Raw genomic sequence first — 16,590 nt, forward strand, 5'->3', positions numbered from 1 at the left:
TTGCCAGGCTCGATGTTGACCTTCCTCCTCCCGGCACTGATTAGGGAGGGAGGAGGAGCGGGGATGAGCATAAAAGTGTGATCGCCGCCACTTACCCCTGTATAAACGCGCCGATTCCTGTCAACGACACCCAGTGTTACGCATAATCAAATGAATAAACAGAAATAACAGTAAACCGCGGAGGGATATTTTCGAAGATTATATGAACGCCAAAATAGTTTATTACCTGAAATATTCAGCGGCGGGAGGTTCACTAACTTAACATAATTAATTAAACGCCTGGTATCGCCATTGTGTTAAATCCGCATCCTGTCCAGGACATTATTTACAATAACGGAAATATGACCTCAGCCCAGCTCTGACGCTCGTTTCAACCGCGCCGAATACTTTTTTAATACCGTTATTTAGAATTGTGACAGAGTGCAAATTCAGACACATAAAAAGTCTGCTTAGCTTGCATTAAAATGCTTTCTGGCCGACCTTATATCTATTAATTACGAAGCGCAAAAAAAAATCGCAGTTCCCCCATTTCCCACAGTGAAGTGATTGCTATGTTGATTCCGTCTAAATTAAGTCGTCCGGTTCGTCTCGACCATACCGTGGTTCGTGAGCGGCTGTTGGCTAAACTTTCCGGCGCGAACAATTTCAGGCTCCTCCTGGTAACCAGTCCTGCTGGCTATGGGAAAACCACGCTTGTCTCACAGTGGGCGGCGGGCAAAAATGAATTAGGCTGGTACTCTCTCGACGAAGGCGATAACCAGCAAGAGCGATTCGCCAGTTACTTAATCGCCGCTATCCAACAGGCCACCGGCGGACACTGCTCTACCAGCGAAGCGATGGCGCAAAAACGTCAGTACGCCAGCCTGACGTCTCTCTTCGCACAGCTCTTTATTGAACTGGCGCAGTGGCATCGCCCGCTTTATCTGGTGATTGACGACTACCATTTGATTACCAATCCGGTGATTCACGACGCGATGCGCTTTTTCTTACGGCATCAGCCGGAAAATTTCACCCTGGTGGTGTTATCGCGTAATTTGCCGCAACTGGGCATCGCTAACCTGCGCGTGCGCGATCAGCTGTTGGAAATCGGCAGCCAGCAGTTGGCTTTTAACCATCAGGAAGCAAAGCAATTTTTTGACCGTCGTCTTTCGTCGCCCATTGAAGCCGCTGAGAGCAGCCGCATGTGCGATGATGTGGCCGGTTGGGCCACTGCGCTACAGTTGATCGCCCTCTCCGCGCGCCAGAACCATACCTCTGCGCATCACTCCGCCCGCCGTCTTGCCGGGATTAATGCCAGCCACCTTTCTGATTATCTGGTGGACGAAGTACTGGATAACGTGGATGTCAGCACCCGACATTTCTTACTTAAAAGCGCGATCTTACGCTCAATGAATGACGCGTTGATCGTGCGCGTGACCGGCGAAGAAAACGGCCAGATGCGGCTGGAGGAGATTGAGCGCCAGGGGTTATTCCTGCAACGCATGGACGACACGGGCGAATGGTTTAGCTATCACCCGTTGTTTGGTAGCTTTCTGCGCCAGCGTTGCCAGTGGGAACTGGCGGCGGAACTGCCGGAGATCCACCGTGCGGCCGCGGAAAGCTGGATGGAACAGGGTTTTCCCAGCGAAGCTATACATCATGCGCTGGCGGCGGGTGACGCGCAAATGCTGCGCGATATCCTGCTTAACCATGCGTGGGGGCTGTTTAATCACAGTGAACTGGCGCTGCTGGAAGAGTCATTAAAAGCGCTGCCGTGGGAAAGCCTGCTGGAAAATCCGCGGCTGGTGTTGTTACAGGCCTGGCTGATGCAAAGCCAACACCGCTACAGCGAAGTGAATACGCTGCTGGCGCGCGCCGAGCAAGAGATCAAAGGGGTCATGGACGGCACGCTGCATGCTGAATTTAACGCGCTGCGCGCCCAGGTCGCCATCAACGACGGCAATCCGGAAGAGGCAGAGCGGCTGGCGAAACTGGCGCTGGATGAGCTTCCTCTCGCCTGGTTTTATAGCCGCATTGTCGCGACCTCCGTTCACGGCGAAGTGCTGCACTGTAAAGGCAATCTCAGCCAGTCTTTATCGCTGATGCAGCAAACCGAACAAATGGCGCGCCATCATGACGTCTGGCATTACGCGCTGTGGAGCTTAATTCAACAAAGCGAAATTCAGTTCGCCCAGGGATTCCTGCAGGCCGCATGGGAAACGCAGGAGAGAGCCTTCCAGTTGATCAAAGAGCAACATCTGGAACAACTGCCGATGCATGAGTTTCTGGTACGTATCCGCGCGCAATTGCTGTGGGCGTGGGCGCGCCTTGACGAAGCGGAAGCCTCGGCGCGCAGCGGTATCGCTGTGCTGTCCACCTTCCAGCCGCAACAACAGTTGCAGTGCCTGACGTTACTGGTGCAGTGCTCGCTGGCGCGCGGCGATCTGGATAATGCCCGTAGTCAGCTTAACCGACTGGAAAAATTATTAGGCAATGGTCGTTATCACTGCGACTGGATCTCTAACGCCGATAAGGTGCGTGTCATTTACTGGCAGTTAACCGGCGACAAGAAATCCGCCGCCAACTGGTTACGCCATACGCCAAAACCGGCGTTTGCCAATAACCATTTTCTGCAAGGCCAGTGGCGCAATATCGCCCGCGCGCAGATCCTGCTGGGCGAATTCGAGCCTGCGGAAATCGTGCTGGAAGAGTTAAATGAGAATGCCCGTAGCCTGCGCTTAATGAGCGATTTAAACCGCAATCTGCTGTTACTCAATCAGCTTTACTGGCAATCCGGGCGGAAAAACGACGCCCAGCGCGTATTGCTTGATGCCTTACAGCTCGCCAACCGCACCGGATTTATCAGCCATTTTGTGATTGAAGGAGAAGCCATGGCGCAACAATTGCGTCAGCTTATCCAGCTCAATACGCTGCCGGAGATGGAGCAGCATCGCGCGCAGCGCATCCTGCGATATATTAACCAACATCACCGGCATAAATTCGCCCATTTTGACGAAGGCTTCGTCGAGCGTCTGCTTAACCATCCGGATGTCCCGGAGCTTATTCGCACCAGCCCGCTCACCCAGCGTGAATGGCAGGTGTTAGGACTTATCTATTCCGGTTACAGCAACGAACAGATTGCCGGCGAACTGGCGGTGGCCGCGACCACCATTAAGACGCATATCCGCAACCTCTACCAGAAACTCGGCGTCGCGCACCGTCAGGACGCGGTACAGCACGCGCAGCAGTTGCTGAAGATGATGGGGTATGGGGTTTAACGTGTGCCTGATGGCGCTTCGCTTATCAGGCCTACCATCGCGCGCAGAGTGTAGGCCTGATAAGACAGTCTTTTTAGCACAGCTCTAATTGAATATGGTGGTCGGCAATCACCTGCATCACGCCCGGCGGTGGTAGGGTATCGGTGTAGACCGCATCGACCATACTAATGCTGCCCATGTTTACCATCGCGTTACGGCCAAATTTAGAGTGATCCACCACCAGCATCACGTGGCGCGAATTTTCGATAATCGCGCGCTTGGTGCGTACCTCATGGTAGTCAAATTCCAGCAATGAGCCGTCGCTATCAATACCGCTAATACCGAGAATGCCGAAATCGAGACGGAACTGGGCGATAAAGTCCTGCGTCGCTTCGCCAATAATGCCGCCGTCGCGGCTACGGAGTTCGCCGCCGGCGAGGATAATACGAAAATCCTCTTTCGCCATTAGCGTGTTCGCTACGTTCAAATTGTTGGTCACGATCCGCAAATTACTGTGCCCTAACAGGGTGTGCGCTACGGCTTCCGGCGTCGTGCCGATATCAATAAACAGCGTTGAACCATTGGGGATCTGGGCCGCGACTTTGCGAGCGATGCGCTCTTTTTCTTCCGTTTGCGTCGCCTTACGATCGTGCCACGGCGTGTTCACCGAGCTGGAGGGCAACGCCGCGCCGCCGTGGTGGCGCAAAATCATATTCTGTTCCGCCAGATCGTTAAGATCCCGACGAATGGTTTGCGGGCTGACAGAAAAATGCTCCACCAGCTCTTCCGTACTGACGTACCCCTGTTTTTTCACCAGTTCAATGATCGCGTCATGCCGTTGTGTTTGTTTCATGAATAATCTCTGAAAGTAACCAACCTTGCGCCGGATAGCGGCATCGCCCTACCCGGCCTGGAAAAATATCTCGACCACAGGCCGGATACGCCTCACGTTCGTTTTCGCGCATTCAGCGTATCAACAAAGGCCATCGCTAAACCGACGATAAGCCCGGCGATGTGCGCGCCGTTCGCCATAGACATGCCAAACCAGTCAAACCAACCAGCAACTATCCACAATAATGCAAAAATAATTAAGCCGCGCTGGAGGTAAATTCCGCTTTGCGGATCGCGCTCTCCGCGCAGCCACACGTACCCCATCAGCGCATAGACGACGCCGGACAGCCCGCCAAACCACGGGCCGCTAAATTTCTGCTGTACATAGCCGCTTAGCAGCGCGCTTATCACCGTAATGACGATTAATTTACCGCTGCCCAGGCGCTTCTCTACCGCCCCGCCGAGATACCACCACCACAGCAGGTTAAAAAGAATATGCATCAGTGAGAAGTGCATAAAGATATGGGTGAAGTAGCGCCAGACTTCAAATTTTAAAACCGGATCGAACGGCCACGCCAGCCACACCATCACCGTCTGATCGCCGATGAGACTCATCGCGATATAGACCACCACGCAGGCGAGCATCACGATCCAGGTAACAGGGCCGGCTCGTTCACGCAGCGTGGCGAGAAAGGGAAAACGGCGGTAGCGTAGCCCGCTGTTAGTCTGCCCGGACTGCCAGCTAGCCGCCAGATAACGCGGATCGCCGGGATTTTCTATAAACCGCGCCAGCTCGACCCGCACACGTTCGGCCTGCGATTCATCCGCCAGCCAGATATCGCTTTGATTATGTTGCTGAATAGTAAGAATGACGCCCTGGGTGGCCATGTAATCAACAAATGCCTGCGCCACGCGAGGATTCGCAAAGGAAGTAATCATCAACATTATTGCTGTCGCTTAGTCCATACAAAAGAAGACAGTATATATACCCTTCTCGTCGGAGGCTGCATCTTTATGGGATTACGCGCCATTCGCGACATCGGCAGGGAAACGGCGATGCCAGGCCTCAAACCCGCCGTCAATGCTGTAAACCGCATCATAGCCTTGCTGGAGCAGATACTGCGCGGCGCCTTTACTACTGTTGCCGTGATAGCACATTACCATCACGGCGGTATCGAAACCATGCTCACGCATAAACGCGCCCAGCGTATCGTTAGTCAAGTGAAACGCCTGCGGCGCATGACCCATGGCATAACTTTGCGGATCGCGAATATCGACCAGCACCGCCGCGCCCTGGTGCAGTTTCTGATACGCCTCTTCTACAGTGATACATTCAAATTGTTCCATGAATCGCTCTTTCATTATTGCCGGTGAAGCCAATTAAGGCATTTTATCGCCCAGTGTACGTTGACGGAGTAGCTTAACGCCATAATGTTATACATATCACTCTAAAATGTTTTTTCGATGTTACCAATAGCGCGTTTCTTTGCTATTATGTTCGATAACGAACATTTTTGAACTTTAACGAAAGTGCAAGAGGGCAGCATGGAAACCAAAGATCTGATCGTGATAGGCGGGGGCATTAACGGTGCAGGCATCGCGGCTGATGCCGCCGGACGCGGTTTGTCCGTACTCATGCTGGAAGCGCAGGATTTGGCCTGCGCAACCTCTTCCGCCAGTTCGAAACTTATCCACGGCGGCTTACGCTACCTTGAACACTACGAGTTCCGTCTGGTCAGCGAAGCGCTGGCCGAACGTGAAGTGCTGTTGAAAATGGCGCCGCACATCGCCTTCCCGATGCGTTTTCGTCTGCCGCACCGCCCGCACTTACGTCCAGCCTGGATGATCCGTATCGGTCTGTTTATGTACGATCACCTCGGCAAACGTACCAGTTTACCCGGTTCCACCGGTGTGCGGTTTGGCGCAGATTCGGTACTCAAACCTGAAATCGTGCGCGGATTCGAATACTCCGACTGCTGGGTAGACGATGCGCGTCTGGTACTGGCCAACGCACAGATGGTGGTGCGTAAAGGCGGCGAAGTCCTTACCCGTACTCGCGCAACCGCCGCTCGTCGGGAAAATGGCCTGTGGATTGTCGAAGCGGAAGATATCGACACCGGTAAAAAATATGTCTGGCAGGCGCGCGGACTGGTTAACGCCACCGGCCCGTGGGTCAAACAGTTCTTCGACGAAGGGATGCACCTGCCGTCGCCGTATGGCATCCGCCTGATCAAAGGCAGCCATATCGTCGTGCCGCGCGTCCATAATCAGAAACAGGCGTATATTCTGCAAAACGAAGATAAGCGTATCGTCTTTGTCATTCCGTGGATGGAAGAGTTTTCGATCATTGGCACAACCGATGTCGAATATAAAGGCGATCCGAAAGCGGTAAAAATTGAAGAGAGCGAAATTAATTACCTGTTGAAGGTCTATAACGCGCACTTCCAGAAACAACTGGGGCGCGATGACATCGTCTGGACGTACTCCGGTGTCCGTCCGCTGTGCGATGATGAGTCCGACTCGCCGCAGGCGATCACTCGCGATTATACCCTTGATATCCATGATGAAAACGGCAAAGCGCCGCTGCTTTCCGTGTTTGGCGGTAAGCTCACGACCTACCGTAAGCTGGCCGAACATGCGATGGAAAAACTGGCGTCTTATTATCCAGGCATCGGGCCGGCATGGACCAAAACGTGCGTACTGCCCGGCGGCGACATCGACGGCAGCCGCGAAGATTACGCGGCGAAGCTGCGTCGTCGTTATCCGTTCCTGACGGAATCGCTGGCGCGCCACTATTCGCGCACTTACGGCAGCAACACGGAGTGGATTCTCGGCGAAGCCACGTCACTGCTTGATTTAGGCGAAGATTTCGGTCATGAGTTTTACGAAGCGGAACTCAAATACTTGGTGGATCACGAATGGGTGCGCCGTACTGAAGACGCTATCTGGCGTCGCACCAAAGAAGGCATGTGGCTGACCGCCGAGCAGCAGTCCCGCATCACCCAGTGGCTGGCGGCGTATGTTGAGAAACACCAACTTTCACTGGCGTCCTGAGAAAAATGCCGGATGGCGGCTAACGCCTGATCCGGCCTACAAGGATACATAAACGTAGGCCGGGCAAGCGAAGCGCCGTCGGCATCGGGATTTACAACCGCACCGGATCAATATGCCAGATATTTTCGGCATACTCTTTGATGGTTCTGTCCGATGAGAAGTAGCCCATATTGGCAATGTTGAGCATCGCTTTCGTCGTCCACTCTTCCGGGCGACGATACAACTCATCCACCTTATCCTGGCAGTCCACGTAGCTGCGGTAGTCCGCCAGCACCTGATAGTGATCGCCAAAGTTAATCAGCGAATCTACCAGATCGCGGTAACGGCCTGGCTCTTCCGGATTAAAGACGCCGTTACCAATCTGCGTCAGTACCTGATGTAGCTCTTCATCTTTTTCATAATAGTCGCGAGGCTTATAACCCTGTCTGCGCAACGCTTCCACCTCTTCTGCAGTATTACCGAAGATAAAGATATTCTCCTCGCCGACATGCTCCTGCATCTCTACGTTCGCGCCATCCAGCGTACCAATGGTGAGCGCGCCGTTCAGGGCAAATTTCATATTACTGGTGCCGGAAGCTTCTGTCCCTGCCAGCGAAATCTGCTCAGACAGGTCGGCAGCGGGAATGATCACCTGCGCCAGACTGACACTGTAGTTCGGGATAAACACTACTTTCAGCTTGTCGCCAATCTGCGGATCGTTGTTAATCACTTTCGCCACGTCGTTGATCAGATGAATGATATGTTTTGCCATGTAATAGGCGGAAGCCGCCTTACCGGCAAAAATATTCACCCGCGGCACCCAGTCGGCCTCCGGATTTTCTTTAATGCGGTTATAGCGGGTAATGACATGCAGTACGTTCATCAACTGCCGCTTGTATTCGTGAATACGCTTAATCTGCACGTCGAATAACGCTTTAGGGTTCACCACCACATTCAGTTGTTGCGCTATCACTACCGCCAGCCGCTTTTTATTTTCCAGCTTCGCCTGACGCACCGCATGATTGACCAGCGGATAATCACAATGCTGCTTCAGCTCGCTGAGCTGACTAAGATCGGTACGCCAGGTACGACCAATATTCTCATCCAGCACGTCAGAAAGCGGCGGGTTTGCCAGCGCCAGCCAGCGGCGCGGCGTAACGCCGTTCGTGACGTTACAAAAACGGGTCGGGAAAATCTTCGCAAAATCCGCGAACAGCGACTGCACCATCAGGTTGGAATGGAGTTCAGAAACGCCGTTGACTTTATGGCTGACTACCACCGCCAGCCAGGCCATCCGTACCCGGCGACCGTTCGACTCATCAATAATCGACGCGCGTCCAAGCAGGCTGGTATCGTTGGGATATTGCTCCTGCAACGTTTTCAGGAAATAGTCGTTAATCTCGAAGATAATCTGCAGGTGACGGGGCAGAATTTTCCCCAGCATATCGACGGGCCAGGTTTCCAGCGCCTCGCTCATCAACGTATGGTTGGTATAAGAGAAGACCTGACAGCACACCTCAAACGCGTCGTCCCAGCTAAATTTATGTTCATCAATCAGCAGGCGCATCAGCTCCGGAATTGACAGCACCGGATGCGTATCATTGAGGTGAATGGCGATTTTATCCGCCAGATTCTCATAGGTTTTATGCAGTTGATAATGACGGTGCAGGATATCCTGTACCGTCGCCGAGACCAGAAAATACTCCTGGCGCAGGCGTAGCTCGCGTCCGGAATAGGTGGAATCGTCCGGGTAGAGCACCCGTGAAACGTTCTCAGAGTGGTTTTTATCTTCCACCGCCGCAAAGTAGTCGCCCTGGTTGAATTTACCGAGGTTGATTTCACTACTGGCCTGCGCATTCCACAGCCGCAGTGTGTTAGTGGCGTCGGTGTCGTAACCGGGGATGATCTGATCATACGCGACGGCCAGAATCTCTTCCGTCTCAATCCAGCGCGCTTTTTTACCTTCCTGCTGAATGCGCCCGCCAAAAAGCACCTTATAGCGCGTATTGTGGCGCTTGAACTCCCACGGGTTGCCATATTCCAGCCAGTAATCCGGAGATTCTTTTTGCCGCCCGTCGACAATATTCTGCTTAAACATGCCGTAGTCGTAGCGAATGCCATACCCGCGACCCGGTAATCCTAGCGTCGCCAGCGAGTCCAGGAAGCAAGCCGCCAGCCGTCCTAAGCCGCCGTTGCCAAGCCCTGGGTCATTCTCTTCATCGATCAGCTCTTCGAGATCTAAGCCCATGGCCTCCAGCGCGCCTTTAACGTCGTCATAAATGCCCAGCGAGAGCAGCGCGTTAGAGAGAGTACGACCAATCAAAAACTCCATCGACAGGTAATAAACCTGCCGGGTTTCCTGCGATAATTGGGCTCGATTAGAACGCAGCCAGCGCTCCACCAGACGATCGCGCACCGCGAACAACGTGGCGTTCAGCCATTCGTGTTTATTGGCAATGACCGGGTCTTTACCAATCGTAAACATCAGCTTATAGGCAATAGAATGCTTAAGCGCCTCAACGCTGAGTGTGGGCGATGCATAAGTAAACGGAGCATTCATATAAATGATTCCTGGATGACTATTTCAAGCGATAGTACAGCTCGCGGTATGATTTCGCGGCAACTTGCCAGCTAAAATCCATCGCCATCGCCTGCCGTTGTACAAACCGCCAAAGCGAAGGCCGTGACCACAACACAAAAGCACGCCGAATCGCGCGTAGCAACGACCAGGCATTACTGTCTTCAAAGACAAAACCGCTGGCGATACCGTCCGCCAGATTTTCCAGCGAACTGTCGGAGACCGTATCGGCCAACCCCCCGGTACGCCGCACCAGAGGCAGCGTGCCATACTTTAAGCCATATAACTGCGTTAAGCCGCACGGTTCGAAACGACTGGGCACCAGAATAACGTCCGCGCCGCCCATAATGCGATGCGAGAAAGCTTCGTGATAGCCGATCTGTACGCCAGCCTGCCCTGGGTGTTCCGCCGCCGCCGCGAGGAACCCCTCCTGAAGCACCGGATCGCCCGCGCCAAGTAGCGCCAACTGGCCGCCCTGCTCCAGCAGCCCCGGTAACGCCTCCAGCACCAGATCCAGACCTTTCTGGTTGGTCAGACGGCTTACCACGGCGAACAGCGGCACTTTGTCGTTAACCTTCAACCCCATCGCAATTTGTAGCTGACGTTTGTTTTCCGCCTTCTCTTCCAGGGTATCGCGCGTGTAGCGCGACGCCAGCAGCAGATCGGATTCCGGGTTCCAGATCTTCTCATCCACGCCGTTCAGTATGCCGGACAAGCGCCCTTCCAGATGACGCTGACGCAACAGGCCTTCCATACCATAAGCAAACTGCGGTTCGGTAATTTCACGCGCATAGGTCGGGCTCACCGCCGTAATATGGTCGGCATAGTACAAACCGGCCTTCAAAAAGGAGAGTTGTCCGTTGAACTCCAGCCCATGCATATTAAAGAATGACCACGGCAGCTCGATGTCATCCATATGCTTTGCATAAAACATGCCTTGATAGGCCAGGTTGTGTACGGTAAAGACCGATTTCGCCGGCCGCCCGCGCGCCGCCAGATAGGCGGGCGCCAGCCCGGCGTGCCAGTCATGGGCGTGCACCACGTCGGGGCGCCAGAATGGATCAAGTCCGCAGGCCATTTCACAGCCGACCCACCCTAACAGGGCAAAGCGCAGCACGTTATCGATATAGGCATATAAATTCGTATCGTGATAGGGACTGCCTGGACGCTCGTACAGATGCGGCGCGTCGATCAGATAAATGCCCACGCCGTTATAATGCCCGAACAGCAGCGATATCTTACCTGCGAAAGTATCGCGGCGGCTCACCACATGCGCATCGGGTATCCCCCGACGGATATCGGGAAACCCAGGAAGCAGAACGCGAACATCAACACCATCCGCAATTTGTGCCGCAGGCAACGCGCCTATCACATCCGCCAGCCCCCCAGTCTTCAGCAGGGGGAACATCTCTGAACATACATGTAAAACCTGCATTATCGCTCCTGTTTGACCTGCAGTTTGCGCAGCATTTCACGCGTGACCAGTACAATACCTTCTTCTGAACGGTAGAAACGACGAGCGTCCTCTTCCGCATTTTCACCAATCACCATGCCTTCCGGGATAATACAGGCACGGTCAATAACACAGCGACGTAAACGGCAGGAGCGCCCTACCCAAACCTCAGGTAACAACACTGCCGAATCAATATTACAAAAAGAATTTATTCTCACCCGTGGGAAGAGCACAGATTGCACCACCACCGAACCAGAGATAATGCAGCCGCCGGAGACCAGCGAGTTCAGCGTCATACCGTGGCTACCGGAGCGGTCCTGCACGAATTTCGCAGGCGGTAGCGATTCCATATGCGTACGGATAGGCCAGTTCTGGTCATACATATCCAGCTCCGGCGTCACCGAGGCTAAATCCAGGTTCGCCTTCCAGTAAGCTTCCAGCGTACCTACATCACGCCAGTACGGTTCGGCTTGTGGATCGGACTGCACGCAGGAGAGCGGGAAAGGATGCGCGTAAGCCATACCTTCGCGGGTGATTTTGGGGATAATGTCTTTACCGAAATCGTGGCTGGAAGCGTCATCTTTATCGTCTGCCGCCAACAATTCATACAGGTAATCGGCGTCAAAAACGTAAATGCCCATACTGGCCAGCGATTTGCTGGCGTCACCAGGCATTGCGGGGGGATTCGCCGGTTTTTCGACAAAATCAATAATCTTGTCGTTTTCATCGACCGCCATCACGCCGAACGCCGTCGCTTCTTTGATCGGCACCGGCATACAGGCCACCGTGCAACGCGCGCCCTTTTCAACGTGATCGATCAACATACGCGAGTAGTCCTGCTTGTAGATATGATCGCCTGCCAGGATGACGACATATTCCGCTTTATAGCAACGAATAATATCCAGGTTCTGGGTCACCGCGTCTGCCGTGCCGCGATACCAGTTTTCGCCCTTCATACGCTGTTGGGCTGGCAGCAGATCGACAAATTCGTTCATCTCTTCGCTAAACAGTGACCAGCCGCGCTGAATATGCTGCACCAGCGTGTGGGACTGATACTGAGTGATCACGCCGATACGGCGAATCCCGGAGTTCAGACAATTAGATAAGGCGAAATCGATGATGCGGAACTTCCCACCAAAGTGGACGGCTGGTTTGGCGCGTTTGTTCGTTAAATCTTTTAGACGCGTGCCGCGGCCGCCGGCCAGGATTAGGGCAACAGATTTCAATGGCAGCTGGCGCGCCAACATTACACGATCGTTCTTCTCTAAACTCACCATGATTAACTCCTTTTTTATCCTCTCTGGAACACACACAGTCCCTGCCAGACCGCCGTTATCACCGGATTATCCTCTCCAGCGAATGGGGGAACGGCGCGCCATTCCCCTTCGGGTAAAACTATATCTGTCACCTCAAGCGTGGCATTTATCGCAATCAGAAAACGGTCCGACAACAGAATTTGCATCAGCTTAGGTCCGTTTTGCCACTCATCCGCACTCAAGGGTTGCGCGTTTTTATTTAGCCAACGCACGTTGCCATCGCCTTCTTCCCACCAGCTATTGCCGGTTAAAGCCGGTATCTGCTGACGCAAACGAATCAGCGCGGCGGTAAACGTGGTTAACCCACGATTTGCCTGCTGCCAGTCCAGCCAGGTTAAGGCATTATCCTGACAGTAGGCGTTATTGTTGCCGTGCTGGCTATGGCCGTGTTCATCGCCTGCCAGCAGCATCGGCGTTCCCTGAGAGAGCAGTAGCGTCGCCAGCAGGGCATGAATGCTGTCGCGCCGCCGCTCCATTAAATCAAGCGGACCGCCTAATCCTTCTTTACCATGATTGTCGCTGTAATTGCTGTTGGTGCCGTCGCGATTTTCCTCACCGTTCGCCTCATTGTGTTTCTGATTGAAACAGACGCAGTCCCGGAGCGTAAAACCGTCATGCGCCGTGAGCAGATTGACAGAGGCGCCGGGCGCGCGGCCATTGCGTTTAAACACATCGCTGGAAGCGGCGAAACGACAGGCAAACTCCCCGGTCGTCAGGTTACGCGGCAACCAGAATCGGCGGGCCGCATCGCGAAAATGATCGTTCCACTCGGCAAACGGTGGCGGAAAATTCCCGACCTGATAGCCGCCCTCGCCAATATCCCACGGTTCAGCAATCAGCTTGACCGTTGATAACACAGGACACGCTTTAATCGCGGCGAACAGCGGCGCATCCTGGCGAAACGTCGGCGTGCGCCCCATGACGGACGCCAAATCAAAACGAAAACCATCGACATGACAGGTTTCCATCCAATAGCGCAAACACTCGCACGCGTATTCCACCACGCCGGGATGGCTTAAATTGAGCGTGTTGCCGCACCCCGTCCAGTTGTGATAATCGCCATCGTCCCTTATCCAATAATAGCTACGGTTATCAATTCCGCGCAGGGAGAAGGTTGGACCGTCCAGATCCAGCTCGGCGCTATGGTTTAATACGATGTCCAGAATGACCTCAATCCCCGCGCGATGCAGCGCTTTCACCGCATCGCGAAACTCGTCCAGCGCCGTCTCGGGCGAACTGGCCCAGGCGGGATGCAGCGCAAACATCGCCATTGGGTTATAACCCCAATAATTGGTCAGCCCCATACGTTGCAGACGCGGCTCGCTGGCAAACTGCGCCACCGGCAACAGTTCCAGCGCCGTAATGCCAAGCTGTTTGAAGTACGCCACCATGACCGGATGACCGAGCGCTTTATAGGTGCCGCGTATCTCCTGGGGGAGTTCCGGATGCAGATAGGTAAGCCCTTTGACATGCGCTTCATAGATGACCGTTTTTCCCCACGGCGTGCGCGGCGCGGCGTCATCTTCCCAGTCATAATGGTCGCTGATTACCACGCTTTTCGGCGCCACCGCCGCGTTATCGCGGTAGTCCGGTTCATCGTGTCCGCCGTGCAACAGCGGATGATCTTTTAGTTCGCCCTCGACTTGGCGCGCATAAGGGTCAAGCAGTAACTTCGCCGGATTAAACCGATGCCCCTGCGCTGGCTGCCACGGGCCATGTACGCGATAGCCATAGCGCAAACCTGGCCTGGCGCCTGCCAGATAACCATGCCAGACATCGCCGCGACGTCCTGGCAGGTCATAGCGACGCTCATTCCCTCGGGAATCAAAAACGCACAGCTCTACGCGCTCCGCATGGGCGGAAAAGAGCGTGAAATTCACGCCATGACCGTCATACGTTGCGCCATGCGGCGTTGCTTCGCCGATCGCAAGCTGCGTCATTCCCCCTCCCGCATCAGCCAGATCGTCGCCAACGGCGGTAACGTCAGGTTAAGAGAGTGCTGACGGCCATGGCTTTCGATCTCATCGCTGTGCACCACACCGCCATTGCCGGTGTTGCTACCGTGATAATGCATCGAATCAGTATTGAGAATTTCACGCCAGCGTCCCGGCTGGTTGATGCCAAAGCGGTAGTCGTGGCGAGGAACGGGCGTAAAGTTGCTGGCGACGATGATCTCGTTACCGGCTTTATCACGGCGTACAAAAATCAGTACTGAGCGTTCATTGTCATCGACCACCAGCCACTCAAAGCCGTAAGCATCGAAATCCAGCTCATGCAACGCTTTATGGTGGCGATAGGTGTGGTTGAGATCGCGCACCAGACGCTGAACCCCGTGGTGCCAGTTATCGCCCCCCTCCAGCAGGTGCCAGTCGAGGCTGGCGTCATGGTTCCACTCGCGTCCCTGGGCAAACTCATTCCCCATAAACAGCAGTTTCTTGCCGGGGAAGGCCCACATCCAGCCATAATAGGCGCGCAGGTTGGCGAATTTTTGCCACGCATCGCCCGGCATACGATCGAGAATGGATTTCTTGCCGTGAACCACCTCATCGTGCGACAGCGGCAGAACAAAGTTTTCGGTATGGTTGTACAACATACCAAAGGTCAGCTTGTCGTGATGATACTGGCGGTACACCGGGTCCAGCTTCATGTAGTCCAGCGTGTCGTGCATCCAGCCCAGATTCCACTTGTACCAGAACCCCAGCCCACCCGTTTCCGGTGGACGCGTCACGCCAGAGAAGTCTGTCGACTCTTCCGCCATGCTGACCGCGCCGGGCACCTGCTCGCCAATAATGCGGTTGGTATTACGCAGAAACTCAATGGCTTCCAGGTTTTCACGACCGCCGAACTCGTTCGGTATCCACTCGCCCTCTTTGCGGCTGTAGTCGCGGTAGATCATAGAGGCCACCGCATCGACACGCAGCGCATCAATCCCAAAACGCTCCATCCAGTACAGGGCGTTACCCACCAGATAATTACTGACTTCACGACGACCATAGTTGTAGATCAGCGTATTCCAGTCCTGGTGATAGCCCTCGCGCGGGTCGCTATGCTCATAGAGGTGGGTGCCGTCAAACTCCGCGAGGCTAAATTCATCGGACGGGAAATGGCCCGGCACCCAGTCGAGAATGACGTTAAGGCCCGCCGCATGGGCCGCATTGATGAAATAGCGGAAGTCGTCCCGCGTACCAAAGCGGCGGGTCGGCGCGTAGAGGCCGGTCGGCTGGTAGCCCCAACTGCCGTCAAACGGATGTTCGTTAACCGGCAAGAGTTCAAGGTGCGTAAAGCCCATCCATTTGGCGTAAGGCACAAGCTGATCCGCCAGCTCACGATAGCTCAGCCAGAAATTGTTATCCGTATGGCGGCGCCATGAACCTAAATGCACCTCATAAATCGAGATCGGCGCATCAAACTGATTGGCTTTTTGTCGTTCTTCGCTTGGCGTCACTTTCTCCGGCAGTCCGCAAATCATCGACGCCGTTTCCGGACGCATCTGCGCCTCAAAAGCATAGGGATCGGCTTTAATGCGCAGATTACCGTTCGCATCAAGCAGCTCGAATTTATACAGTTGTCCATTATGCGCGCCGGGGATAAACAGCTCCCAAATACCGCTCTCTTTGCGCAGACGCATCGGGTGGCGACGCCCATCCCAATAGTTGAATTGCCCGACAACCGAAACGCGACGGGCATTAGGCGCCCAGACGGAGAAACGGGTGCCGGTGACGCCATCCATCGTATCGGCGTGCGCGCCCAGCGTTTCATAAGGACGCAGGTGGGTGCCTTCCGACAATAGCCAGGCATCCATTTCCTGTATTAATGGACCAAAACGGTAAGGATCGTCGATGAGGTTCTGCTGTCCGTGCCAGGTCACGGCGAGCTGATAGCGAAAGAAATTTTTACGTCGGGGTAAAACGCCGCAGAAAAAACCGCGAGCGTCGAGACATTCCAGTTTGCCGACTTTACGTCCGGTTTTGGGTTCAATCACCCATACGTCGGTGGCGTCAGGTAATAGGGCGCGGACTTCTAGTCCGGCTTGGGTCTGGTGCATTCCGAGTACGGAAAAAGGGTCCGCAAAATGTCCTGCAATTAGCGCATTAATCACGTCTCTATCGATACGACTGGACATGGTTTGTTATCCTGTTTTGT

10 protein-coding genes are annotated in these 16,590 nt (G+C 54.3%); 2 read left to right on the plus strand and 8 right to left on the minus strand.

Annotation, left to right across the window (positions count from 1 at the left end):
- The first annotated feature begins 551 nt into the window (after nt 1-551).
- Nucleotides 552-3,257, plus strand: coding sequence for an HTH-type transcriptional regulator MalT (gene malT / locus AAYN39_RS15295; RefSeq protein WP_000907046.1), 2,706 nt, complete (start codon nt 552-554; stop codon nt 3,255-3,257).
- Between the two features lie 73 nt (nt 3,258-3,330).
- Here the strand turns inward: malT and AAYN39_RS15300 are convergent, their stop codons facing one another.
- The 3 genes from AAYN39_RS15300 to glpE form a co-directional block, all read right to left on the minus strand.
- Complete coding sequence (locus AAYN39_RS15300) at nt 3,331-4,089, minus strand: DeoR/GlpR family transcriptional regulator (RefSeq protein WP_000815087.1); 759 nt, start codon at nt 4,087-4,089, stop codon at nt 3,331-3,333.
- 92 nt (nt 4,090-4,181) lie between these two features.
- On the minus strand, nt 4,182-5,012 hold the full coding sequence (gene glpG, locus AAYN39_RS15305; protein WP_000928705.1) for a rhomboid family intramembrane serine protease GlpG: 831 nt from the start codon (nt 5,010-5,012) through the stop codon (nt 4,182-4,184).
- Nucleotides 5,013-5,087: 75 nt separating this feature from the next.
- Entirely contained in the window at nt 5,088-5,414 is a 327-nt protein-coding gene (glpE, locus tag AAYN39_RS15310) for a thiosulfate sulfurtransferase GlpE (protein ID WP_000434523.1), read from the minus strand.
- 198 nt (nt 5,415-5,612) lie between these two features.
- Between glpE and glpD the strand changes: the two genes are divergently transcribed.
- Nucleotides 5,613-7,121: a glycerol-3-phosphate dehydrogenase gene (gene glpD, locus AAYN39_RS15315; protein ID WP_000448178.1), complete on the plus strand. Its 1,509-nt coding sequence runs from the start codon at nt 5,613-5,615 to the stop codon at nt 7,119-7,121.
- 91 nt (nt 7,122-7,212) lie between these two features.
- On the opposite strand, the gene glgP is transcribed toward glpD, so the two are convergent.
- Genes glgP through glgB form a run of 5 tightly spaced genes read right to left on the minus strand, consistent with a single transcriptional unit; the run spans nt 7,213 to nt 16,570 of the window.
- The gene (gene glgP, locus AAYN39_RS15320; RefSeq protein WP_000993423.1) at nt 7,213-9,660 is read right to left on the minus strand and encodes a glycogen phosphorylase; all 2,448 of its coding nucleotides are present in this window, start codon (nt 9,658-9,660) and stop codon (nt 7,213-7,215) included.
- A gap of 19 nt (nt 9,661-9,679) precedes the next feature.
- Entirely contained in the window at nt 9,680-11,113 is a 1,434-nt protein-coding gene (gene glgA, locus AAYN39_RS15325) for a glycogen synthase GlgA (protein WP_001197660.1), read from the minus strand.
- Nucleotides 11,113-12,408 carry a glucose-1-phosphate adenylyltransferase gene (gene glgC, locus AAYN39_RS15330; RefSeq protein ID WP_000253993.1) on the minus strand — a complete coding sequence of 432 codons (1,296 nt, stop codon included), beginning with the start codon at nt 12,406-12,408 and terminating at the stop codon, nt 11,113-11,115. The genes glgA and glgC overlap by 1 nt, the downstream gene beginning before the upstream one ends.
- Nucleotides 12,409-12,422: 14 nt before the next feature.
- On the minus strand, nt 12,423-14,387 hold the full coding sequence (glgX, locus tag AAYN39_RS15335) for a glycogen debranching protein GlgX (protein WP_000192475.1): 1,965 nt from the start codon (nt 14,385-14,387) through the stop codon (nt 12,423-12,425).
- Nucleotides 14,384-16,570: a 1,4-alpha-glucan branching enzyme gene (gene glgB, locus AAYN39_RS15340; RefSeq protein ID WP_000098552.1), complete on the minus strand. Its 2,187-nt coding sequence runs from the start codon at nt 16,568-16,570 to the stop codon at nt 14,384-14,386. Before glgB ends, glgX begins: the two co-directional genes overlap by 4 nt.
- Nucleotides 16,571-16,590: the final 20 nt, after the last annotated feature.

This window comes from Salmonella sp. K21076 (assembly GCF_039650795.1).
Lineage (GTDB): Bacteria > Pseudomonadota > Gammaproteobacteria > Enterobacterales > Enterobacteriaceae > Salmonella > Salmonella enterica.